Origin of the sequence: Halomonas sp. AOP5-B2-8 (assembly GCF_052376475.1) — a bacterium.
GTDB lineage: Bacteria > Pseudomonadota > Gammaproteobacteria > Pseudomonadales > Halomonadaceae > Vreelandella > Vreelandella casei.
Genome location: NZ_JBQSVS010000003.1, coordinates 106,431 through 130,475 on the forward strand (window position 1 = coordinate 106,431; position 24,045 = coordinate 130,475).

Below are 24,045 nucleotides of genomic sequence, written 5' to 3' on the forward strand. Positions count from 1 at the left end.
TGATGACACCTTAATCGCGTCCAGGCCCTACGCGACAGTCTCAATAAGTCGTACAGCCGCTATTTATGTCAGGGGAGACTCATTTGTGAGCACGCGCTTCTTACACCATTTTTTTCAGCCTCGTACACTTGCGGTATTTGGTGCCTCTGAAAAGCCCTCATCGCTGGGCGGTTTAGTGCTGAGAAACATTCAAGAGGGCGGCTTCAAAGGGTCGCTATGGGCCGTGAACTTGAAAGGCTACGCTCAAGTATTCGGAGTCCCGTGCGTTAGCCGCGTAAGTGAGCTGCCCGAAGTGCCCGACCTAGCCGTGGTGTGCTCACCTATTGAGGGTATACCCAGTCTAATTAAAAAGCTTGGGCAAGCAGGTGTCAAAGCCGCTCTGGTACTGTCTGGCGGTGCTTATCTGGATCGTGATAAGGGCAATAAAGGCTCTATCCGTGAAAGGATGCTGAGTGCGGCCCGTATTTCAGGCATTCGGGTATTGGGTCCTGAATGCATGGGGCTTATTGTACCGGGCAAAAATCTTAATGTTTCTTACGCCAGTCAGCCAGTGAAAGCAGGGCGTGTCGCTTATTTGGGCCAGTCCGGCATGTTGGCCAATGCAATGATAGATTGGGCCGCTGGGCGAGATGTAGGATTTTCGCATCTAATTACGGTTGGCGATAGCGTAGATGTTCTATTGCCGGATCTTATTGATTATGTTAATCAATACTCACCTGCTCAGGCAATATTGCTGCACCTAGAGCGGATTAATGATGCCCAGCACTTTATGACGGCCGTGCGCGATGCATCGCGTAATCGCTTAGTCCTGGCGATCAAAAGTGGGCGCACGCCCGAATCTGACATTTCGGGCATGACACCGACGCCCGGCATTGCGAATCGCGATGTGGTATTCGATGCTGCCTTTGCCCGGGCTGGCGTTGTGCGTGTTGATGATTCTGATGAGCTGCTTGATGCGCTAGAAACGCTTTCACGCATGAAGCCCCTGAAGGGGGATCGCCTGGCCATTGTCTCGAACGGATTGGGGCCAGCCATGCTGGCTATCGATAAGCTGATTAGCGCTGGCGGTAAGTTAGCCGAATTTAGCGCTGAAACGCAGGCGGCATTGCATCTTAGCCAGGTCGATATGAGTAAGCCGGGGGAGAACCCGGTGGATTTAGGCGGCAATGCGTCGCCAGAGCGGTTTGTTCAAGCGCTGGAAATTGTCGCGTCTGATGCCAATGTCGATGCCGTACTGGTCGTTCATGCGCCCACTCGTATGGCGCCATCGTTAGTCACTGCTCAAGTGCTAATCGATAATCGTAAGAAATTTCGTCGTAACTTACTGACCAGTTGGATGGGCCTAAAAGAGGCTTTGAACGCGCGTCATATATGTAATTTAGCCGGAATCCCTACCTACATTTCACCTGAGAAAGCCGTTAAGGCTTTCATGCACATGGTGATCTACCAACGTGTTCAGGCGCTGCTACAAGAAATTCCGCCCAGCTTACCCTTTTCAACGAGTCCTGAAATACGCGCTCAGTGCCGCACGCTCATCAAGCAGGCAAAAGAACAAGGCCGGCAAACGTTAACTCACTCTGAAACTGCTCAAGTGCTTGAGGCATACGGTATTCCAACGGCACCCAGCGTGTACTTATCTAGCCCTGAAGAAGCGCTTGAAAAAGCCGTAGGCATTTCGGGAAGCAAAGCGCTCAAGGTGGTTCATGAAGGCAATTGCCGTCCTTATCGTTACCGCAAGCATCCGCATAAAATTTCTGCAGGCTTGTTGCAGGATTTAGAAACTCCAGAGCAGGTGGCTGAGGGTATTCGTCAGCTGGGCGATAAAGTCGCGGAAAAATTCCCTGAGTATGCTATTCGCGAATACTGTTTGCAGCCTATGCAACGCGGCAAGCATTCCATGCAGATCTGCGCAGGCATCACCCGGGATCCGGTGTTTGGCCCGCTTATTGTCTTTGGTATTGGCGGCTATAAGGTCAACGTATTGGCCGATCGCCAAGTAGCGCTGCCGCCGCTGAACATGAGCTTAGCCGCCGACGTAGTGGGCAGAACGCATGCGGCCTCGTTAATTCGTGAACACTCCGCCGACCCTGAGCGGGATATACAGCACCTGTGCCAAATGCTGGTCAAACTATCGCAAATGGCGTCAGATCTTAGCGATCTACGCGGGCTTGAGGTGAATCCGCTAATACTTAATCGCGATGGTATGATCGCCGTTGATTTCGCAATGGATCTGGGTACGCCGTCGCGCTTTGCGATCATGCCTTATCCAGAAGAACTACGTGAATGGATGACGCTAAAAAATGGCTGGAAGGTCGAGGTCAGGCCTATTCGTGCTGAAGATGCGCATTTAATTACCACGTTCCACCGCCAGCTTTCAGAAGAGAGCATTCGCTTTCGCTACTTCCACAATAAATCCAATTTAACGCAGCGTGATTTGTCGATTTTGTCGCATATCAATTACGACCGCCAGATGGCCTTTATCGCTGAATATTTAGGTGAAGACGATAACAAAGAGATGCTTGGCGTGGCGAGGGTGTGGAACGACCCTGACAATATTCGTACCGAGTTTTCAATCATCATTCGTGATGACCTGCAGGGGCTCGGCATTGGCAGCCTGTTAATGAAGAAGATGATCGACTACTGCACTAACATCGGCACCCTGGAAATGATCGGCAAAATCATGGTCGATAACCATCCGATGCGGGCCTTGATGAAACACTTAGGTTTTAAATGCCGTTACAACATGGAAGAGCAGGTGATTGATGCCGTGCTACGCCTCAATGAACCTGAAAGTGAGTGGCAGCGGCATCGCCTTGAGAGCCTGCCAGACTAACCGCGAAAAGGCCTGCAGCTAGCTCTGTAGGCCTTTTGAACACTGTTTTATGTACTTGGCTAATTAAGGCGCTAAGCGAAAGCGGCTCCACTCATGGCTATCGCGACGCTCAAACCGCAGCCGGTCGTGCAAACGGCTGGGCTGGCCTTGCCAAAACTCGATCATGTCAGGTGCTACGCGGTAGCCGCCCCAGTGAATTGGGCGCGGTATATCTTGTCCGTCGTAGGCTTGTTCAAAGCGCTTTTGACGCTCTTCAATCCAGTTACGCCCTGGAATCACAACGCTTTGCGTAGCAATCCAGGCACCAAGCTGGCTCCCGCGCGGGCGGCTGGCAAAATACTCATCTGACTCTTCGGTGGGTATCCGCTCAACGAGTCCTTCGATACGGACCTGCCGGGAAAGTGATGGCCACCAAAACGTCATCGCCGCGTAGGGCACATTGCTTAACTCACTACCCTTATGGCTATGGTAGTTGGTGAAAAACACCATTCCGCGTTCATCAAAGCCTTTTAACAGCACTACCCGTGCGTGAGGCCTGCCTTGGCTATCCACACTCGCCAGCGTCATGGCATTGCCATCCTGGCCTTCTTTTTCCAGGGCGAGAGTGAACCATTCATCAAATAGTACAAAAGGATCGTTGGGTGCCAGCGACTCATCTAGCCTGCCGCCTTCATAATCACGCCTAATATCGGCTATGTTACGTGTCATCGAATGACTCTCCCTTGAATTTCATCCATGGTCGCCGGTTTCACCTCAAAGCTCAAACCGCTACTCTCGATTCTCAAAGAATTTAGAGCGATCCACTTGGCTTTCGCCAGCAAGTGAGTACAGCGTTATTTTTGATAGAACTGTTAATAGAATTATTTTTGGCGCAACTGCCGGCTACGAAAACGCGCATAGCCCATACAGCCCGCAAACAGGGCAAGCGAAACGATGGCTTCCGAAATGCCACGAAAGCTTTGCCCTGGAACGCTTGCCAGCATGACACCTTGAGTGAAATAGAGCAGGCTGACGAACGCAAGCCATGCGTGTCCACGCGCCCGCCGGCCAATAATCGAAGGTAAGAACAGCACAAGAGGAAGCACAAAAGCCACGACAGGGCGCCAGTTGAATTCATCGCCCTGTACTAAAAAGCTTCGATAAATAACTAATACCAGCAAGATGGCACTACTGATTAGCACCAGCTGGCGGCTTTTTAGCGTGAGCTTATCTAATCCATGACGTGCCTCGATATCTTCCAGCCACTGCCTCATAAAGCATTCTGCCGCATGACATCCAACGCTAACGCAAGTCGAGCCAGCCGTTTTCCCTGTGCAACGCAAAGCGCGCGCTCATGCGCATCAACAGAGTGATCGCTGCGAGCTCCAGCTAGGTGGCTCGCACCATAGGGCGTTCCGCCCGTGCGTGTCTCTAATAGCACTGTTTCGCTATACGGCACACCCGCGTAAACCATGCCATGATGCAGCAAAGGCACCAACATCGTCAGCAATGTGCTCTCCTGACCGCCATGTAGGCTTGAGGTTGATGTGAATGCGCAGGCAGGTTTATCAATCAGTGCACCGTTCATCCATAGGCTGCTAGTGGAATCGATAAAATACTTAAGCGGCGCCGCCATGTTGCCAAATCGCGTTGGGCTGCCCAGTGCCAACGCGCTGCAGTTGCGCAGATCGTCTAGATCAGCATAGATCGCGCCCTCAACAGGAATTTCGGGATCAACGGCTTCACAGGTTGTTGAAACCGGTGCCACAGTGCGCAAACGTGCCTGAATACCGGGTACGCTTTCTACGCCGGCTGCGATTTGCTGCGCCATGGTGGCGGTAGCGCCGGAGCGAGAGTAGTAGAGAACCAAAACGTATGGGGTCATATCACTCATCATCATTCCTGAATAAGGTCATAAAAGCGGTCTTGGTAAATACAGATAAGCCTATCTGTCCTATGGTACCAGAGCTACCGGCAATGCTGGGTAGGAGGCAAGCGCAGTTCGTGTACCTGGACGGCGCAAGTAAACCCAGGCACGAGTGCCGTCCTCAAGAGTTATAGTCCTACGATCGTAGCGTACGCCCAGTCGTTCATAGCGGTCTAGGCGGCGCAATTCAGCGGCGTCTATAGTGAGTAGCAGCCCATTGACTTGACTCCCGGGCTGGGACGAAAGGTCGAGACCATTGCGCTGATAACCCACAAGCACGGCGTCTTCAGGAGAGCCGAAACTCCCCATGACGGCCAGGCGCACCGGAGCATAGCGCAGCGTACCGTATACAAAGACCTGATGGATGCGCTGCTCGATGTCGTCTAGATCGTCTGGGCGATCATAAAACCATGGGCTGAGCATGGTTAGCCACAGCCATCCTGCCATGCCCACAATCCCCACACCGCTGCCGATCGCTAGGCGTTTCAACCAAACTGTTTTAGCCAAAACAGAGTGCCTCTCACTGAATGGTAAATAAGTGCAGGCATAGCTTGGCGCTCTGAATAGATGATGACAAGCCCTATGTTATCGACTTATTTAATCTGTTTAAGCACAGTCTTCGAGTTTGTTAGGATAGTCATTAGACCCTGTCAGAGGAGCCTGCAATGAATCAGCCACTTCGTGATGATATGGATTTTCGAGCTCTCGTCGGTGATGTTAGGCCGCTACCGGCAAGTAACCGCGCCGATCCTACTGCTCATCGTCAATGTCCTTCTGACGCTCAGCTGGCACGGCGTGAGTGGGCAGAAGAAGAGCGAGGAGCGCGCAATTTTTTATCCGACGACTTTGTCGACCTGCTTCCTCCTTTTGATCCTATCGAGTATCGCCGTGAGGGCATACAGCAGGGCGTTGTCAATAAATTAAAGCACGGCGGTTATAGCGTTCAGTCCCAGCTCCATCTGCTCAGGCGTCCTTTAAGCGAGTGTCGGCGGCTGCTTTTTCCTTTTATTCAGGAAGCCTATGCCCACGATTTACGCTCGGTGCTGATCGTGCATGGCCGCGGGCGTGAGATTGATAGTCCGGCTAACGTTCTGCGTTCTTATCTTGCCAAGTGGCTCAGCCAATTTGAGGAAGTGCAGGCGTATGTATCAGCCCAGCCGTCTGAAGGAGGGCTAGGCGCCACGTGGGTAATGCTGCGTAAAAGCGATCGCGCTAAAGCCAATAACCGCGAGCGCCAGCAAAAGAGACGTGGCTAATTGAATTCGATTAATCACAAGATGCTATTATTGTAACATTAAGCCATTTTAAGCCATTAATGTCCTTATTTTAGATCTTTAAAAACTGATGGCTTGATATTAATTGATTTACTTAATAATCATGCTTCATAATGTGCTACATTTAGACCATAGCAGATATTTTTTTCAACTATGTTCTCTTAAGAGCATCTTATGATGACTGAAAATAAATCACCCGCCGCGATTGCTGAAACGTTAGGGGAGCGCCTAAAGCAGGCGCGCCTCAATCATGACATGACGCAAGCAGAAGTAGCAGCTCTAGCGGGTTTATCCAGAAAAGTGGTGCTGAATGCTGAAAAGGGAAAAATCCAATTAGAAGGACTGGTAGCCATCATGATGGCTCTCGATATGACGGCCCAGCTAGAGCACTTTTTACCACCACAAACTATTTCACCACTGCAGCTTTCCAAGCTACAGAGCAAGCAGCGTCAGCGTGCCTCTGGCCAGAGAAAAACCAAGGATGAGGAGCCGCTTGAATGGTAATGGAAGTTATCAACGTCAGCTATCTCGACCGCTACGTAGGGGCAGTGAGTTTCGATACTCGTACCGGCGTTGGTGCCTTTGAATACGATGGCGCCTTTATTAACGACGGCGTTGAGCTTTCTCCTATTAAAATGCCACTTGGCAAAAAAATATTCAGCTTTCCTGAGCTCAATATTGAAACCTTCAAGGGCCTGCCAGGACTCATTGCCGACTCACTGCCCGATGACTTTGGTAATGCCGTGCTTAATGCATGGGTGGCCAGCAAAGGCGGGCAGGCTGGCGATATTACGCCGCTGCAAAGGCTGCAATATACCGGCAAGCGGGGCATGGGAGCGCTGGAGTATTCGCCCGCCACGAAATTAAAAAGTCTCAATGCCTCCGCTCACGTTGAAATAGCCACCTTAGTCGGCATTGCGCAGGAAATACTCGATAGCCGATCAACCTTTTCCGTTGAGCTTAACAAAGACGGCCAGGAAGACAGAGAAGCCATGATGGCACTACTGTCTGTCGGAATGAGTGCTGGAGGCGCTCGTCCTAAAGCGGTTCTGGCGTTTAATCAGGATTTCACCCAAGTGCGCTCGGGACAAACACGCGTACCGGATGGGTTTGCTCACTTTCTAATGAAGTTTGATGGTGTCAGTGAGCATAATAAAAATCGTGAGACGTTTGGCGACCCGCTAGGCTATGGTGCCATGGAGTACGTTTATCACCTGTTAGCGAAAGCCTGCGGCATTGAGATGATGCCTTGTAAGCTGATTAATGAAGGTCCGCGGCGTCACTTTATAACGCAACGGTTTGATCGAATCGGCAATCGTAAACTGCACGTACAAACCCTGAACGGCATAGCCCACGTTGACTATAAAAAACCAGGCTCATTCTCATACGCTGAATTATTTGGTGTGGCGAGACAGCTACAGCTTTCTGCCGCAGATGCCGAACAGCTCTTTAGACGCATGGTTTTTAATATAGTGGCTAGAAACCATGATGATCATGCGAAAAATTTTGCATTTATGCTGAAAGGGGGAGCCTGGTCACTTTCACCAGCCTATGACCTTGCTTACAGCTACAAACCGGGGAGCCCGTGGGTGAACAGCCACTGGATGAGCCTCAATGGTAAGCGCGACCATTTCTCTCGCAGTGACCTTTATTCGCTAGAAAGGCTGAGCCCTTTGTTTACCCGCAAAAAAATCAACGCCATGATTGATGAAATCATTGCACACGTTGCCCAGTGGCGAAAGCTTGCCGGCGAACACGGCGTGCCGGAATCATTGATAGACGAAGTGGCGTCAAACCTTAGGCTCGCGCTTTAAAATCAAAAAAAACGGCAAAGGCGCTGGGCCTTTGCCGGCTGATACTCAATGTTACTTGCTGGCAACTAAGCGGCGTTCAAACAACGCCTGGCGCTCTTCAACATCCGTTTGATAACGAACGCTAAAAGCATTCAGCGCACGCAAGGCATCTTCTGGATGCTGGTCGTCGCGCAGGGCCATTGACGTAAAGCCACAGCGGCGCATGTAGTCCAATTGATCAACCAAGACATCGCCGACGGCACGCACTTCACCTGCGTAGTGAAAGCGCTCACGCAGCAATCGAGCGACCGTGTAGCCGCGCCCGTCGGTAAAGGCAGGAAAATCAATCGCAATGGCCGCCACACTGCCGATCTGCTCACTCAGCGCGGGGGTTAATTCGGTATCACTGGTAAGCAGCGGCGCCAGTTCAGCATCTTCTTGATTCGCTTGCCATAACGCCAGCGGTACAAACGCAGGGCGCTGTTCAGGCAAGGTATCGGTGTCATAGGAGACGCACCAGGCGTTCTCGGCCGCTAGCTCGCCATTCACAATTAAATGATCAGCGTGCACCGGCGTCTGCTCTAGCACCTCCGCCTCATCATTGAGCGCGTCTGTCGTTGGCATGCTCTTATTTGGCATAAACATGCTCCTTGAAGGGTTTTAGGCCAATACGACGGTAAGTATCTAAGAAGCGCTCGTCTTCATGGCGCTGGTCCACATAGACCGCCAATACTTTTTCGACCACGTCAGGTACATCTTGGCGGAAGAATGAAGGGCCCAAAATTTTGCCCAGCGAGGCATCGTCGGTAGAGTTACCGCCAATCGATATCTGATAGTACTCTTCACCCTTTTTATCGACGCCCAAAATACCGATATGGCCGACATGGTGATGCCCGCAGGCATTCATGCAGCCAGATATATTCAGATCCAGAGGGCCAAGGTCATACAAGAAATCCAGGTCTTCAAAACGTTCCTGCAGCGCTTGTGCGATAGGAATAGACACTGCGTTGGCTAAGCTGCAGTAGTCGCCGCCTGGGCAGCAAATAATATCGTTGAGCGTTCCTACCGTAGGGTTCGCCATGCCGAGCGCGTCTAGCTCTTGCCAAAGCGCCTGCATTTCATCGACAGGAACATCGGACAGCACTAAGTTCTGTTCATGCGTCACGCGCACTTCGCCAAAGCTGTAGCGGTCAGCCAAATCTGCGACGGCTTCCATCTGATCAGCGGTGACGTCACCCGGGGCATGCTCTCGGCGTTTAAGCGACAACGTCACCGCTTTATAACCAGCCACCTTGTGATTAGTGACGTTGTTGGTCACAAAGCGCGCAAAACTGCGATTATCCGCGCGCAGGCGATCAAAATCTTCAGTGGCTGAGGCGGCTACTGGACGGCGATCAGGCTCAGGGAAGTGGTCTTTAGCGGCGTCGACAGCGGCTTGATTAAGCGTTTGGGGGCCATCTTTTAAGTGCGTCCACTCTTCATCTACCCGGCGGCGGAATTCATCAATCCCAAGCGCTTTAACGAGAATTTTGATCCGCGCTTTGAACTTGTTGTCGCGCCGGCCGAACTGATTGTAAACCCGTACACAGGCTTCCAGATACGTCAGCAAGTGCTGCCAAGGCAGGTCTTCACGCACTACGTCAGCAATCATGGGCGTTCGGCCTAAGCCGCCACCGGCCAATACTTTAATGCGCAGTTCACCCTCGGCGTTGTACCAAAAGCGCAGACCAATATCATGCACTTGAATCGCTGCGCGGTCTTGCGCTGCACCGCTAACCGCGATTTTAAACTTACGGGGCAAATAAGCGAATTCGGGGTGCAGGGTAGACCACTGGCGGATTAGTTCGCACCAGGCGCGCGGATCTTCCACTTCATCATTGGCGATACCCGCGAACTGATCGCTGGTCGTGTTACGAATGCAGTTGCCGCTCGTTTGAATCGCGTGCATCTGAACCTTGGCGAGATCGGCCAAGATATCCGGCACATCTTCGAGAGCCGGCCAGTTCAGCTGTAAATTTTGACGCGTGGTAAAATGGCCGTAGCCACGGTCATAGCGGCGAGTAATCTCAGCCAGGGCACGCAGCTGATGGCCAGCCAGCATGCCATAGGGAATTGCAATGCGCAGCATTGGCGCATGCCGTTGAATATAAAGGCCGTTTTGCAACCGTAACGGACGGAACTCTTCTTCGCCCAAACGCCCAGCGCGATAGCGTTCCATTTGGTCGCGAAACTGAGCGACACGCTCATCAACCAGCGTTTGGTCGTGAATATCATAACGGTACATGTGGCACGATCCTGCTAAAAAGCGAAATGGTCACGTTGAGACGGGGGTTAGCGTAGTACCACCTTAACGCGGGCGTCATATTCTACAAAAGAATATATAATTATCTTTTTAGTTCTAAAAGCTATTTAAAATCCATTGAGGCCCAGCGACGGCGCTGCCAGACCCACACAAATCCGATCGAGTTAACCAGCCGGTATAATAACTGCACCAGCCATACACCCAATAAGCCATGTCCTAAGCCAATACCAACCCACCAGGCCAGCGGTAGAAAAAACAACCACTGCATACCCAGGGTTAGAATCATGACAGTACGTTGAGCGCCAGCGCCCATTAACGCCTGAGCAAGCACCAGCGCCGCCGCATCCATAACGATCATCACACCGGTTAGCTGAAGCGGCACGGCGCCCATTGCGATGAGTTCTGGGCTGCTAAAGAAGGCGCTAAGTATCTTTTCAGGCATTAGCAGCATAGGCAGCGCCAACAATAACAGCAGCAGCCAGGCCACGCGAAGCGCATCCAGACCCCACTGATGCGCTTCGCGCTGGGCATCTCGCCCTAGGGCTTCGCCCACTAAGCTCATCGCAGCAACGCCGATGCCGACACCCGGTAAAATCAGCAGGAGCGATAGATTAATTAGGACATGCCCAACAGCAACGCTAGCGGTGCCTAGCTGACTTAATAGCCAGAATAAAACGGCATAGCCCGCAGCGAACCAAAGCTGCTGGATAGAATGCGGTATGGCTAATGCGAGCGTTGAGCGTAGCGTGGCGAAGCTAGGCAGACATGTCAAAAAATGCGTATTGAATGCACTTTTCAAGCTAATCCTGCTCCATACTACCAAGCCGACAAACAGCGATAGGGTCGTGCCTGCACCGGCACCGCTGGCCCCCATTTGCGGCAGGCCGGCAACGCCGTAGATCAAGCCCGCACTAGCGACGACATTCAGCAGGTGCACCGCCACAATAATCTGCAAATAAAGCTGCGTCTGCTGACGACCATTCCAGTAGCCACGAAAGCATAGCGTTAGCGCAATGGCTGGTAACGAGATGATCCGCCAACGAAAGTAGTTAACGGCAACCTCATGTACATCCAGCGCCGAGGTGATAAAGCCAATTAAAAGAGGCGCCTGCCACCATGCCAATATCGACAGCGGAAGCGCCACAGCAGCGCCTATCATTAACCCTGACTGCAGCGGATGGCAGCGTTCTGTGGCAGATACGTCGGCGCGCTGAGCCGTCTGTGACTGCACGCTAGAGGAGAGGCCAAAGACAACAGCGGTGAGCATAAACATCGCGTAGCCGCCAACGCCAACACCGGCCAATGCGACTTCACCAAGCCGTCCTACAAGCGCCGCGTCGATCAAGTTGAGCACGCTTTGTGACAGCATGCCCAACATAATCGGCAGGGCTAGGCGAATTACCTTACCGTGACGGCGAGTGACAAACAGACCCATCGATGCCAATCAGCTAGGGTCGTAGGAAAGCACCGGCGAAAGCCAGCGCTCCATCTCCTCAAGCGGCATGGGCTTACGGGCAGCGATTGCCTCAACCTGGTCACGGGTGATTTTGCCGGTCGAGAAATATTTCGACTGCGGATGAGCAAAGTACCAGCCCGCAACAGCGGCAGCAGGCCACATAGCAAAGCTTTCAGTTAATGCTAGGCCGGTATTCTCAGTCGCATTGAGCATTCTAAACAGCGTGGCTTTCTCAGTATGATCAGGGCAGGCCGGGTAGCCGGGAGCAGGGCGAATACCCTGGTATTTCTCAGCAATTAACGCATCGTTATCTAACACTTCTTCTGGCACATAGCCCCAGAACTCCTTACGTACACGCTCATGCATACGTTCGGCAAAGGCTTCTGCGAGTCGATCCGTTAATGCCTGGACCATAATCGCGTTATAGTCGTCACCCGCCGCCCCATAGGCTTTAGACAGCTCATCGACACCGTGGCCGGTGGTCACCGCGAATCCGCCAATCCAATCGGCTTTGCCGCTTTCCTTGGGGGCGACAAAGTCAGCCAAGCTGTAGCAAATGCCGTCGCGGCCTTTTGTGGTTTGCTGGCGAATATGATGGAGGCGCTCAACGACCTCGCTGCGCGACTCGTCGGCATAAACCTCAATCACGTCATCGTCAACGCTATTGGCAGGCCAAAGCCCGATAACGCCCCGTGCCTGCACGCGCTTTTCATCGATTAGCTTGCGCAGCATGCTTTTCGCGTCTTCAAACAGGTTACGAGCAGCTTCACCAACAACGTCATCATTGAGAATTTTGGGATACTTACCCGCGAGCTGCCAGCTCATGAAGAAGGGCGTCCAGTCGATAAACGCTACAAGCTCTTCGAGATCATAGTTATCGAATGTTTTTAATCCAATCATTGTGGGCTGAGCGGGCGTGTGGTTACTCCAGTCAGTGCGAAAACGTCGTTTGCGCGCTTGGGTATAATCAAGGTCTGCCGCTTTCGGGCGGCGCTTGGCGTTACGCTCACGAACTTTTTCATACTCTTCACGAATTTCAGCCACATAGGCGGGCTTTTGCTCAGAAGAGAGCAGCCGCCCCGCAACGCCTACTGCACGCGAGGCATCGGTGACATAAATGACCGGGTGCTCATATTGAGGCTCAATTTTGACCGCTGTGTGGGCCTTAGATGTCGTTGCACCACCAATCAGCAGCGGTAAATCCATGCCGCGGCGCTGCATTTCTTTGGCCACGCTGACCATTTCATCCAGCGACGGCGTAATGAGACCGGAAAGGCCGATAATATCGGCGTTATGATCTTTCGCTGCCTGCAAAATTTTATCAGCGGGCACCATCACGCCAAGATCAATCACTTCGTAGTTATTACACTGCAGCACCACGCCGACAATGTTTTTGCCAATATCGTGAACATCGCCTTTTACCGTCGCCATCACGATCTTGCCTTTGGCTTTCACCTTTTCGCTTTTCTCGGCTTCAATAAAAGGAATCAGATAAGCCACTGCCTGCTTCATCACCCGCGCGGACTTAACGACCTGGGGCAAAAACATTTTTCCGTCGCCGAAGAGGTCGCCAACGACGTTCATACCGTCCATTAACGGACCTTCGATGACTTCGATAGGGCGCTCGGCCTGGCTACGGGCTTCTTCAGCATCGCCTTCTATATAAACCGTAATACCTTTCACAAGCGCGTGTTCAATACGCTTATTGACCGGCCAGCTACGCCATTCAAGGTCTTCTTTTTTGGGCGCACCGCTACCGTCTCCTTTAAACTTATCGGCAATATCGAGCAGGCGTTCAGTACCGTCGCTGCGGCGGTTTAACACCACATCTTCAACCGCATCGCGCAGCTCTGCAGGCAAGTCGTCGTAAACGGCTAGCTGGCCCGCATTGACGATGCCCATGCTGAGGCCCGCGCGGATCGCATGATAGAGAAACGCCGAGTGAATCGCTTCGCGCACCGCATTATTGCCGCGAAACGAGAACGAGACGTTGGAAACGCCGCCTGAAATCATGGCGTGGGGCAGGTTGTCACGAATCCATTGAGTAGCTTCAATAAAGTCGACCGCGTAGTTATTGTGCTCTTCAATACCTGTCGCGATCGCAAAAATATTAGGATCAAAAATAATGTCTTCAGCAGGGAAGCCAATCTCATCCACCAGTAAACGATAGGCACGCTGACAAATTTCCGTTTTACGCGCAAAAGTATCCGCCTGGCCTTCTTCATCAAAGGCCATTACCACGATAGCAGCGCCAAAACGCCGGCATTTGGTCGCCTGTTCGCGGAAGGCGGCCTCTCCCTCTTTTAATGAAATGGAGTTAACGACCGCCTTGCCTTGGACGCACTTCAGGCCTGCTTCGATGATCTCCCACTTGGAGGAGTCGATCATAATAGGCACACGGGCGATATCGGGTTCACCGGCAATTAGATTAAGAAAGCGCTCCATGGCTTCCTTAGATTCAAGCATGCCCTCGTCCATGTTGATATCAATCACCTGAGCGCCGTTCTCTACCTGCTCAAGGGCGACTTCTAACGCCGTGGTAAAATCTTCTTCAACAATCAACCGCTTAAAACGTGCCGAACCGGTGACGTTAGTACGCTCGCCAACGTTAACGAATAACGAGTCGGCTTGAATATTGAACGGCTCAAGCCCTGATAAACGGCAGGCATGGCTAAGCTCGGGAACAACGCGGGGCGCCATATGGCGTACGGAGTCGGCAATGGCGCGAATATGGTCTGGCGTTGAACCGCAGCAGCCGCCAATGATGTTGACCATGCCGCTGGCAGCGAACTCACTGACAATCTCAGACATCTCCTCAGCCGTCTGATCATACTCGCCAAACTCGTTGGGAAGCCCAGCATTGGGGTGCGCCGAAACGAAGGTATCGGCCTTCTTGGAGAGTTCCTCCACATAAGGGCGCAGCTCCTCAGCACCTAGCGCGCAGTTTAGTCCTACGGAAAGCGGCTGAGCGTGGCGCACCGAGTTCCAAAACGCTTCGGTGGTTTGGCCCGAAAGCGTGCGCCCAGAGGCGTCTGTGATGGTGCCCGAAATCATCACTGGCAGTCTTTCACCACGATCATCGAATAGCTCTTCAAGCGCATAAATGGCCGCTTTTGCGTTGAGTGTATCGAAGATCGTTTCGATCATAATCAGGTCAGCGCCGCCGGCAATAAGTGCTTCAGCAGCCTCATAGTAATTTTCGCGCAGCGCATCAAAGGTTACGTTGCGCTTGGCGGGGTCATTAACATCTGGCGATAGAGAAGCCGTGCGCGACGTAGGGCCTAGCACGCCAGCAACATAGCGGGGCACGCCGGTTTCAGCCGCGACCGCATCGCAGACCTGGCGCGCCAGGCGTGCCGATTCGTAGTTAAGCTCTACGACCAGCGCTTCCATACCGTAATCAGATTGTGACAGCTGGGTACTGTTGAACGTATTGGTCTCAATAATATCAGCACCGGCCTCAAGATAGTCGCGATGAATTCGCGTGACTAAATCGGGGCAGGTGAGCGCTAGTAAATCGTTATTGCCTTTGAGATCCGAGGGCCAATCGCTGAATCGTTCTCCACGAAAATCTTCCTCACTCAGCGAGGCATTCTGCAGCATGGTACCCATGCCGCCGTCCAGAATCAGGATGCGTTGGGTAAGGCGTTGCGTGAGGGTTGCGATCAAAGCACTATCAGCCATGGCAGGGGGAATTCTCCAGCGTCACAGTCGTCAAAGGGGATGTTGTTATCGTCGGAAAAGCAGCATCAGTGGTTAAGCGGCGCATAATGATAACAAAAGGCAGTACAAAAGGCCCCTCTAGGAGCCGCCAGACAATGCCGGTGGGACAGACAGGTGATCATCTACCGACAAAAGTAGTCTTTTAAATAGCCTACTAAATTACTCGGGATTGTGTCAGAGCGGTGTTTTGCTTACCATAGTAACAAATGACATGTGAAGTGGTTCAGTCATTAGGCTTAGCCACTACCACGGGAGGAAGACACCCCTCATGACCACGACTAGCGAAAACAACACCAGCGTCGATACTCAAGGTATCGATATCACTGATAGTGCTCAGGAATATCTCTCCGAGTTGCTTGAAAAGCAAAACGTAGAAGGTATTGCAGTACGCATCTTCATTACCCAGCCAGGCACGCCGTACGCGGAAACCTGCCTGGCTTACTGCCGCCCCGGTGAAGAAGAACCCACCGATGTCACGCTGGAACTCGCGAAAATAAACGTTTTTCTCGATAAGAACAGCCTGGCCTTTCTGGAAGAGGCGGTCGTCGATTTTAACGCGGACCGCATGGGCGGCCAGCTGACGATCAAAGCACCGAACGCCAAAATGCCCAAGGTTAACGCAGATAGTCCGCTTGAAGACCGTATTAACTACGTTCTTTACAGCGAGATTAATCCCGGCCTGGCAGCACACGGTGGTGAGATAAAGTTAATAGAGCTAACCGAGCAGCAATACGCGGTCTTAGCTTTCGGCGGCGGTTGCCAGGGCTGCTCAGCGGTTGATTTAACGCTGAAAGATGGGGTGGAGAAAACCTTGATGGAGCGCATTCCGGAGCTTGCCGGCATCCGCGACGTCACCGACCACTCTGATACCACCAACGCCTATTATCAGTAATATGGCAGCAATAGGCTGAAGCCGCTGTCATTGATTTATTGATAATCTATCGTTGTTGAGCAAAACACCCAGCCCCTGTGCTGGGTGTTTTCGTGAGCATGGGAGCAAAATGGCCTATCAGCGTTCTGGTGACGCTGATTGAGGCGTTTTATCAGCAAGCGATGCTGGCAACTCCGTTAGTTGTTGCTGTAACGCCTCCATCCGGCTCCAAAGCTTTTCTTGCCACTCTTGTTGGAGCACGGCCTCGTTCTGCGCATGCAGCTGGGCCTGCTGCTTTAGTGCTGTTTGAGCCTGGTTTAGCTGCTCCGTTAACGCTTGGTGCTGCTTCGTTAGCGTGGTGATTTGCTGCTCATGCTCGCTCACCTGCTGTTCTCGCTCACCGGCATCGAGCTGCGTTTGGTGAAGGGCCTGCTGCTTAACGTTTAATTCTTCGCTTAGCGCCTCTATACGTTGCTGGCTCTGAGCAAGGCGTTTTTGAAACGCCTTTTCCTCATGAGTACGTGTTTGCTGTGCCGCATCTAGCATCGCCATTAGCCTACCCTCAGCGGCTTCGTGGCGCTGCTCTTCTTGTCCAAGACGCTGCTCTGCGGCTAAACGCTGCTGGTTAAGCTCGTCCGCCTGAGCCTGCGCATTCTCCTCTGCCTGTTTCAGCAAGTGCTGATGCGCTTGTTTTAGCTGAACGCTTTCATCGCACGCCACTTGGGCTAGCTGTTGCCAGTGATGCTCGTTTGTCTGACTGGCCGCCAACTCACGATTGAGCGCTTCCATACGCTGCTCAACGTGGCGTAGATGTTCGGCGAGGGCGCTTTCACGCTGCTCGGCATCCGCCGCTTGTCGACCGGCTTCTTGCTCTGCCTGCTGGGCGGCCTCTACCTGTCGGTTGGCTTCTTCGCGGTAATGCACTAGCGCTTGATTTGCGGCTTCTTGAGCTTCTTGCCATAGCTGACTAGCCGCCGTCACCACAGCTTCGGGTACGCCCTTGGGCGGGGGAACATCGCGATTTTGTTCGCGCTCGTTGCGCCATAGCCTGAAGTGCTCACTAATTGTCGTAAAGCTACCCGTGCCTAAGACATCGCGGATGCGCTGTACGCTGGGGTTGTCGCCACGCGTCAGCAGCACATCTATGGCTTGCTGCACATCGCTGTACTGAATGCCGTTGCGGGCCATCGAGCTTTCCTTTTTTAGCTAAATTCGTACTCCTATTGTCGTGATAATTTAAATAAAAGGCAATTATTACATATTACATTTTACGTAATATTATTTATTTATCGGTGTATAAATTCAAGATTACACGTATTATCTTGAATTTATACACCGATAGATGCAGACTTTGCCCATAGTCATCTAGCAATTGCATAGCCAAAGAGAAGGGGATTATTCAATGCCAGATAGACAGCCTCTTGCCGAAGCAGAATTTATAACGCTTAACAAAGTGTTAACAGCTGAGCCTGCTGGCGGCAGGATTGCTGCTAAAAATGATGCCCAGGCAGTCATGGCATGGCTTAAGGAATACGAAGATAGCAGCCAAACGTTTAAGGCGTATCGGCGTGAATCTGAGCGGCTATTGCTTTGGTTAAGCAGCCAAGGGCTCACGCTGCCTGATATAAATCGTGAAACGCTACATCGTTTTGAAGCATTTCTTGCCGATCCTCAGCCCAGCGAACAGTGGGTTGGCCCTTCAAAGCCACGCGTGCACCCAGCATGGCGCCCGTTTCGCGGCCCGCTATCACCACCTAGCCGGCGCCAGAGTTTAGTCATACTGCAAGGAATGTTTAGCTGGCTGGTGGAAGCAGGCTGGGTTAGCCATAACCCGTTTCGCTTGATGCGCGACAAATCAAGACGCTTGAACAATCAGACCCCGCGCATTGAGCGCTATTTGGAAAGCGAGCTATGGGCGTGGCTATGGCACTGGCTGAACATACCGTTAGAGAACGGCAAAAATAGCCGCATTCATTTTGAACAGGCAAGACAAAAGTTCATATTTGGCTTTGCCTATTTACTTGCACCACGCATTAGTGAAATGGCCGATGCCCGCATGGGTGATTTTCAACGCAGCGAAGGGCGCTGGTGGTGGTCCGTGGTGGGTAAAGGCAACAAAGTAGCGCGCATCCCGCTACCTGATGACATGCGGGCATGCCTGCACCAATGGCGCCAAGCGATTGGCTTGCCTGAGCAGACTAGCGAGCTGGAAGCTGTAGCACCGGTGCTGCGCTCACTGGATGGGCAGCGCGGCCTTGGCCACAACCAGCTTTATCGCCTGATTCGCGCCACGTTCCAAAAGGCGGCGGATGCGCTTGAAGATCAAGGTGGCGAGCCTGTGCACGTTGCCGCACTGCGCCGGGCGACACCACACTGGTTACGACATACCTCTATCACTCACCAAGCCCAGTCAGGTATTAGCCTAAGGCATTTAGCGGAAAGCGCCCGCCACGCTCGCTTAGAAACAACCTCACGCTATTTGCATAGTGAAGACAACGAGTGGCATCGCGAGCAGCAACGGCATCGATTACCGCACCCGCACGGTAATTCAGATACCAATGACTCCCTCAAGCCGCCGCTGAGTCGTTATAATAAGCAGGTTGATAATCTCTAAATGAGAGCATTTAAGCAGGCAATCCCTATTTAGAAGGACATACCATGAGCACTTCCGGCGCCGAGTTGGCCCAGCAAGAGCTGATTGAAGATTTCGAGATATTCGATAATTGGATGGATCGCTATCAATACATTATCGATATGGGCAAGCAGCTAACTGACTTCCCTGATGAATGGAAAATCGAGGAGTTTAAAATACAAGGCTGCCAGTCAAATGTATGGATGCGCCATGAAGAGCAGGGCGATAAGCTGATTTTCAAAGCAACGTCGGATGCCGCCATTGTCTCTGGCCTTATTGCGATACTGCTGCGCATTTACAGTGAACGAACGGCGGCTGAAATTCGCGCTACTGAGCCTCACTTTTTGGCCGACTTAGGGTTGGATAAACATCTTTCGCCCACGCGCAGCAATGGCTTGCACTCCATGCTAGAAAGAATTTATCTGGTTGCGCAGCAAAAATAGCTGTAAGAAGAATTGCTTAGCGGGGAGGGTGCTCACAGCATGAGTCATCGTCCTCGCGGCAAAGTTGCTCACTTCGTCCCCCAGGAACAGGGTCCATGCCGCCTGCGTGGCCAGGATGGCATTTAACGATACGCTTAATTGCCATCCAGCCGCCGGCAAGGGGGCCGTGCACCTGAATAGCCTCAATTGTGTAAGATGAGCAGCTAGGCCAGAAACGGCAGCGAGGGCCTAGTAGCGGGCTAAGCGTATACTGATAGACTCTCACCAAGCCAATCATTACTTTCATTAACGCCCAGCGCGGGCCTGATCGCAGTGCTGATTTCCAGCTTGCCATTGCTAAGACTCGTGTTTTTTACCGTACAGTTGATCAGGGTCAATTAACGGCGTACTGGTAATTACGGCCTGATTTTTATCTATCGCAATATAGAAGCAGCTGCGACGACCGGTGTGGCAGGCAGGCCCCGTTTGATCGACGTACAGAAGGAGTGTGTCAGCATCGCAATCCAGTGCTGCAGATACTAACTGCTGCTGCTGACCCGATGACTCGCCTTTACGCCACAGTGTTTGCCGCGAGCGCGAGAAATAACAAACGCGATGAGTCGAGAGCGTCTCCTCTAATGCCGCGCGATTCATCCAGGCCATCATCAATACTTCTTTTGAATCATGCTGCTGCGCAATGGCAGGAATCAAACCATCAGTATTGAATTTGACAGCGGCGAGGAGGGCGGCAACAGAAGGTAGGCTATCGTCAGGTGACGCTCCCTCTAACTGCTTAAAGAGAGTATTTGGCGCAACCTGATCAAAACGGGACATTGAATATACTCACTAGCAATTCGATTAAGAAGTGGCTCGACAGCGCTGACAAAGCCCCTGTAGTTCAATAGTTTGGCGCTCGATCTTAAAGCCTTGCCGCTGAGCAAGCGCGACGAGCTGCTCGCTGATTTCATCTAAATGCAGCTCTTCGACATAGCCACATTGACGACAGATCAGCAGTTGAAAACCGTGAGCATGCTCAGGACAGGCACAGGCTACGTAGGCATTCAAAGATTCAATGCGGTGGACAAGCCCCTGATCAATCAAGAACTCCAAGGCACGATAAACCGTCGGCGGTCGAGCCGCGGCATGCTCAGTGGAAAGCTTATCAAGCAAATCATAAGCTTTCAGCCCACCGCCATTTTCAGCAATTAACTCCAATACTCGCCGACGAATGGGAGTAAATCGCACGCCACGGATATGGCACTGAGATTCAGCCTGCTGCAGTAATGTATTCGCTTGGGTCATGGGCAACTCAGTGAACGCTGACAGCGCAAATTTCGACTAGAACCTAATGTTTATAGACCTAATGTTTATAGACCTAGTTTATAAACCAGGTTTATAGACCTAGTTTACGCATTCGCAGACGAGGTGTCTTTGCTTTCGACTAATTCGCTCTGGCGCGCAAAATGATGTTGTGCAAAGGCCACGCGCTCAATAGTCGGCACATTGTCTGGCTGCTGCTCAATAAGATCAAGCCGGCGGCGCAAACCTTCGCCATTGGTCATTTGAATGGCAAGACCAGGGCGAGCGTTAAGCTCAAGCAGCATCGGACCATGCTCGCGATCCAACACCATGTCAGTACCTAGATAGCCTAGTCCCGTCATCTCATAACAGCCTGCCGCTAAATGAAGCAACGTATCCCACTGAGGAACCACTAAGCTTGCTAAGTCGTGCCCCGTATCCGGATGGCTAAAACAAGGCATATCAAATTGAACGGCACGCAGTGCAGCGCCAGTGGCAATGTTTAAGCCAACACCCACCGCACCTTGGTGGAGGTTCGCTTTGCCATCGGATGCCGCAGTAGAAAGGCGCATCATCGCCATCACCGGATAGCCTTTGAAGACAATCACCCGTATATCGGGCACGCCTTCATAAGTGTAGTCCATCAAGCTTTCATCGAAGTTAATCAGCGTTTCAATCAAGGCCACATCAGGCGAGCCGCCCAGTGAATAGAGGCCAGAGAGAATGTTCGAGACATGACGCTCAATATCGGTAATGGACTGGCGCATACCGCTGGGCTTGATGAAACCGTCTTCATCAACATGCTCAATTACCAGTATGCCTTTACCGCCGCTGCCTTTGGCAGGCTTGATGACAAACCCGCCGTGCCCAGCCAACATTTCACTAATGTGCTTCACGCCAAACTGAGTGGTCACAGTACCGATCAGTTCTGGCGTGGTTATTCCATACTGCTGAGCCAACAGCTTAGTCTTGAGCTTGTCATCGACAAGCGGATAAAGGCGACGACGGTTATAGCGGCCAATATAGCGAATATTGCGCCGATTCATACCGATAATACCTTTATCGCGCAGGCGCGTTGGCCAGGTCCAGTTTTTCAACCAACTCATGAAAGCTTCTCGTCGTCAGTGATTGGCTTAAAGCGGCGCAGCTCTAACAAACGATAACCGGTGTAATTACCCAGCAATAGAATCAGTGCCATCAGTATCAACTGCACACCTAAGAAGTTGAACGTGATATGGCGTACCCAAGGATTGTTCATCGCCAAGTAAGCAAGGACAGCCGTTACCAAGCTACCGCCACCTTGAATTAACACCTGCTTTGGACCTTCTTCCTCCCATAAAATCGACATGCGCTCGATAGTCCAAGCGAGAATAATCATCGGGAAGAAGGTGATGGTAAGCCCTGCGCTGAGCCCCATACGGTAGGCCAATACGGTAAAGATCGAGATAATCGCAATGACCGTAATGATGACCGCCGACACCCTAGCTACCAACAGTAAATTAAGATAGGACAGGTAGTTACGAATAATAAGGCCCATGGCAACGATCAGCAAAAAGCCGATCAATCCAGTGGTAAGAGAGATTTGAATGAAAGCGAGGGCAATCAGTACCGGCATGAAGGTACCGGATGTTTTAAGACCCACAAGCACTCTCAACAATACCACCATCAATGCACCAATCGGGATAAGCAAGATAGTCTGGAATAGCGCCTGCTCTTCTAATGGCAGGCTATGGATAGAGAAATTCAGCAGCGTATCGTCAGAGTAATGATTACGCACCGCAGCGGATGCAGGCTGATCATGGGTCATCATTGAGAATGAAACCCGAGAATTCGTGCCGCCTTGAACTTCAAGCACCGCTCGGCCGCCTGTTTCCCAAAGCAGCAGGTTATCAGGCTTGCCTTGCTCGCCGGTAGCGGGATTGAAGATAGACCATTGCTCGCCGTCATCGGCAAAGACTTGGATCCAGCTGCTTAGCGTTTGACGGCGACGGCCGTCCTCCAATATAAGACCGCTGACTTCACGGGCTAATACGCCGGACTGATTAAGCAGGCGTACTACCAGGGCTGCAGGGGCTTCTTGTGACAGCAGCAACCGCGCACTTTCTTCCTGACGTTCGCCGTTAAGATCACGAATAAGCTCACGTGCAAAGGTAGCGTTATTAGCGCTGCGCGCCCAGGCCTGTTCAATTAGCTGGCTAGCAGCGGAATCATAGGGGCTTTCCCATGGCGTGGCGGCAGTTAATGTGGGCGGTGTTTGGATCGGAGAGCGTGCGTCTTGAGATACGAGCATCTGGACCGAGTAATACAGCTGCTGGCTACCCGCAGCGTTACGGATAGTCCACTGTGCCGTGCGACCTAACTCATCGGCCTGATAAGCAAGACCGTATCCTGAGGAAGCCGTGTTTTCGGTTAACACTCGATAGCCTGCTTGATGGGAAGGCAGCGCCATATCGACCTGCACAGGCCCATTCTGAGCGTTGAAGGTAATGCCCGCCTCAATTTCCCATACCTGGCGCTGTTCACCCGGTAGCCAGGGGATTTCGAACTGCACATGGCGATGCACGCTGGACGCAATACCAACAACCAATAAAAAGCCGACAATAATATAAAACATTAACCGGGACATGCAGATTCCTTTCAGGGTAAAGCGCCAGGGAGATCAGTTACTCTTCGGTGTCGTCTTCATCAACCGCTTCATCTTCAGCAGCTTGATCGGGTGACTCGCCACCTGGAAACTCAGGTCGATCGTGCAAGAACGTATCGGCCACATCGATCAAAGCGATATCCATCAAGAATCGCCGACCAAGCAGCACAGGATAATCAAGGTGCGTTCGATCATTGAGTGTAAAATCAACGTTTTCACGTATCGGGCCTAGCGTCATTAATAATGAGATAACCGGACGTGACTCTTCGCCGGAGGCTTGAACAATGCGCACTCGACGAACTATCGGCGCTTCAATCCATTCATCTCGCTGAGCTTCAACGGCAATATCGTCCTCATTGAGCGCCAGTTTGAAACGTACCCAGTCTTCACCATCGCGCTCAAACCGCGTGATATCGGATGCAGACAAAGATGACGTATTAGCACCGGAATCCACCCGCGCTTTAAGATAAGTCCCCATGCTGGGCAAACCCACCCATTCGCTGCGACCCAGCAGCGTTTTGGTGGTTAGGCTTTCATCGACTTCACATTCTTCGCGAATGATGACGGGCTCGTCATCGCGTGCTTCCAACTGCTGTACGTCTTGGCGCAGGTAGCGCAGAAGGCTGCCCACTTCACGCACATCCGCGGTTAAAACCTGCTGCTCATCAAGTTGACGCGACTGTAGCTCAGAGCGAGCATCGCATTGCTGCATCAGCTGGCTTTCTAGCTCAAGGATACGTGAATTGAATGACGCCTCACTTAACGGCGGCGGGCCACTAGGTTCCGGCTGGGTTGCTGCACAGCCTGCGATTGAGAGCGACAAGCCAGCTACTAGCCACAAAACACCTGGGCGCATAACGAGTGATATCCTTGGACAATAAGTGGAAGGA

General features: G+C 52.1%; 22 protein-coding genes. 7 read left to right on the top strand and 15 right to left on the bottom strand.

The genetic code is table 11. From position 1 onward, the window contains the following. The first annotated feature begins 85 nt into the window (after positions 1–85). A complete protein-coding gene (locus tag ACT3RP_RS08065; RefSeq protein ID WP_483393605.1) occupies positions 86–2,833 on the top strand; it encodes a bifunctional acetate--CoA ligase family protein/GNAT family N-acetyltransferase in 2,748 nt (915 codons plus the stop codon). A gap of 63 nt (positions 2,834–2,896) precedes the next feature. Here the strand turns inward: ACT3RP_RS08065 and pdxH are convergent, their stop codons facing one another. From pdxH to ACT3RP_RS08085, 4 genes are all read right to left on the bottom strand, one after another. Further along, positions 2,897–3,541, bottom strand: a complete 645-nt coding sequence (gene pdxH, locus ACT3RP_RS08070; RefSeq protein WP_096280006.1) for a pyridoxamine 5'-phosphate oxidase — start codon at positions 3,539–3,541, stop codon at positions 2,897–2,899. A 152-nt stretch (positions 3,542–3,693) separates the two neighbouring features. After that, positions 3,694–4,086: a DUF2069 domain-containing protein gene (locus ACT3RP_RS08075; RefSeq protein WP_096280008.1), complete on the bottom strand. Its 393-nt coding sequence runs from the start codon at positions 4,084–4,086 to the stop codon at positions 3,694–3,696. Further along, positions 4,083–4,706, bottom strand: coding sequence for an NAD(P)H:quinone oxidoreductase (gene wrbA / locus ACT3RP_RS08080; RefSeq protein ID WP_096280010.1), 624 nt, complete (start codon positions 4,704–4,706; stop codon positions 4,083–4,085). The genes ACT3RP_RS08075 and wrbA overlap by 4 nt, the downstream gene beginning before the upstream one ends. 60 nt (positions 4,707–4,766) lie before the next feature. After that, positions 4,767–5,246, bottom strand: a complete 480-nt coding sequence (locus tag ACT3RP_RS08085; protein WP_225734413.1) for a gamma-glutamylcyclotransferase family protein — start codon at positions 5,244–5,246, stop codon at positions 4,767–4,769. A 158-nt stretch (positions 5,247–5,404) separates the two neighbouring features. Here ACT3RP_RS08085 and smrA point away from each other — a divergent pair, with 158 nt between their 5' ends. From smrA to ACT3RP_RS08100, 3 genes are all read left to right on the top strand, one after another. Continuing rightward, positions 5,405–5,995, top strand: a complete 591-nt coding sequence (gene smrA, locus ACT3RP_RS08090) for a DNA endonuclease SmrA (protein ID WP_483393606.1) — start codon at positions 5,405–5,407, stop codon at positions 5,993–5,995. A gap of 192 nt (positions 5,996–6,187) precedes the next feature. After that, positions 6,188–6,517: a helix-turn-helix transcriptional regulator gene (locus ACT3RP_RS08095; protein ID WP_441683647.1), complete on the top strand. Its 330-nt coding sequence runs from the start codon at positions 6,188–6,190 to the stop codon at positions 6,515–6,517. Further along, a complete protein-coding gene (locus ACT3RP_RS08100) occupies positions 6,511–7,827 on the top strand; it encodes a type II toxin-antitoxin system HipA family toxin (protein ID WP_483393607.1) in 1,317 nt (438 codons plus the stop codon). The genes ACT3RP_RS08095 and ACT3RP_RS08100 overlap by 7 nt, the downstream gene beginning before the upstream one ends. Positions 7,828–7,878: 51 nt before the next feature. Here ACT3RP_RS08100 and ACT3RP_RS08105 read toward each other — a convergent pair whose 3' ends face one another. The 4 genes from ACT3RP_RS08105 to metH form a co-directional block, all read right to left on the bottom strand. Next, positions 7,879–8,445: a DUF934 domain-containing protein gene (locus tag ACT3RP_RS08105; RefSeq protein WP_444625435.1), complete on the bottom strand. Its 567-nt coding sequence runs from the start codon at positions 8,443–8,445 to the stop codon at positions 7,879–7,881. Continuing rightward, positions 8,435–10,090, bottom strand: a complete 1,656-nt coding sequence (locus tag ACT3RP_RS08110) for a nitrite/sulfite reductase (RefSeq protein ID WP_444625436.1) — start codon at positions 10,088–10,090, stop codon at positions 8,435–8,437. The genes ACT3RP_RS08105 and ACT3RP_RS08110 overlap by 11 nt, the downstream gene beginning before the upstream one ends. Before the next feature lie 121 nt (positions 10,091–10,211). Then, positions 10,212–11,543 carry an MATE family efflux transporter gene (locus ACT3RP_RS08115; protein WP_483393608.1) on the bottom strand — a complete coding sequence of 444 codons (1,332 nt, stop codon included), beginning with the start codon at positions 11,541–11,543 and terminating at the stop codon, positions 10,212–10,214. A 9-nt stretch (positions 11,544–11,552) separates the two neighbouring features. Next, a complete protein-coding gene (gene metH / locus ACT3RP_RS08120; protein ID WP_444625438.1) occupies positions 11,553–15,248 on the bottom strand; it encodes a methionine synthase in 3,696 nt (1,231 codons plus the stop codon). Between the two features lie 307 nt (positions 15,249–15,555). Here metH and nfuA point away from each other — a divergent pair, with 307 nt between their 5' ends. Beyond that, positions 15,556–16,179 carry a Fe-S biogenesis protein NfuA gene (nfuA, locus tag ACT3RP_RS08125; RefSeq protein ID WP_096280024.1) on the top strand — a complete coding sequence of 208 codons (624 nt, stop codon included), beginning with the start codon at positions 15,556–15,558 and terminating at the stop codon, positions 16,177–16,179. Between the two features lie 117 nt (positions 16,180–16,296). Here the strand turns inward: nfuA and ACT3RP_RS08130 are convergent, their stop codons facing one another. Beyond that, the gene (locus ACT3RP_RS08130; RefSeq protein ID WP_483393609.1) at positions 16,297–17,346 is read right to left on the bottom strand and encodes a DNA-binding protein; all 1,050 of its coding nucleotides are present in this window, start codon (positions 17,344–17,346) and stop codon (positions 16,297–16,299) included. Between the two features lie 214 nt (positions 17,347–17,560). On the opposite strand from ACT3RP_RS08130, the gene ACT3RP_RS08135 reads away from it, so the two are divergent. Both ACT3RP_RS08135 and ACT3RP_RS08140 read left to right on the top strand, forming a co-directional pair. Next, positions 17,561–18,772, top strand: a complete 1,212-nt coding sequence (locus ACT3RP_RS08135; RefSeq protein ID WP_444672264.1) for a tyrosine-type recombinase/integrase — start codon at positions 17,561–17,563, stop codon at positions 18,770–18,772. Positions 18,773–18,816: 44 nt separating this feature from the next. Continuing rightward, complete coding sequence (locus tag ACT3RP_RS08140) at positions 18,817–19,233, top strand: SufE family protein (RefSeq protein WP_444625441.1); 417 nt, start codon at positions 18,817–18,819, stop codon at positions 19,231–19,233. Between the two features lie 16 nt (positions 19,234–19,249). On the opposite strand, the gene yidD is transcribed toward ACT3RP_RS08140, so the two are convergent. The 6 genes from yidD to ACT3RP_RS08170 all read right to left on the bottom strand — a co-directional run bounded on the left by yidD (position 19,250) and on the right by ACT3RP_RS08170 (position 24,011). After that, the gene (gene yidD, locus ACT3RP_RS08145) at positions 19,250–19,567 is read right to left on the bottom strand and encodes a membrane protein insertion efficiency factor YidD (RefSeq protein ID WP_193063180.1); all 318 of its coding nucleotides are present in this window, start codon (positions 19,565–19,567) and stop codon (positions 19,250–19,252) included. Positions 19,568–19,569: 2 nt separating this feature from the next. Further along, positions 19,570–20,046, bottom strand: a complete 477-nt coding sequence (gene hisI, locus ACT3RP_RS08150; RefSeq protein WP_444625442.1) for a phosphoribosyl-AMP cyclohydrolase — start codon at positions 20,044–20,046, stop codon at positions 19,570–19,572. A gap of 24 nt (positions 20,047–20,070) precedes the next feature. Then, positions 20,071–20,514, bottom strand: a complete 444-nt coding sequence (locus ACT3RP_RS08155) for a Fur family transcriptional regulator (protein WP_096280037.1) — start codon at positions 20,512–20,514, stop codon at positions 20,071–20,073. 104 nt (positions 20,515–20,618) lie between these two features. Next, complete coding sequence (locus ACT3RP_RS08160) at positions 20,619–21,617, bottom strand: alpha-L-glutamate ligase-like protein (protein ID WP_096280039.1); 999 nt, start codon at positions 21,615–21,617, stop codon at positions 20,619–20,621. Then, on the bottom strand, positions 21,614–23,137 hold the full coding sequence (locus ACT3RP_RS08165; protein WP_441683666.1) for an inactive transglutaminase family protein: 1,524 nt from the start codon (positions 23,135–23,137) through the stop codon (positions 21,614–21,616). Before ACT3RP_RS08165 ends, ACT3RP_RS08160 begins: the two co-directional genes overlap by 4 nt. Positions 23,138–23,174: 37 nt before the next feature. Then, positions 23,175–24,011: an ATP-dependent zinc protease family protein gene (locus ACT3RP_RS08170; RefSeq protein WP_096280044.1), complete on the bottom strand. Its 837-nt coding sequence runs from the start codon at positions 24,009–24,011 to the stop codon at positions 23,175–23,177. Positions 24,012–24,045: the final 34 nt, after the last annotated feature.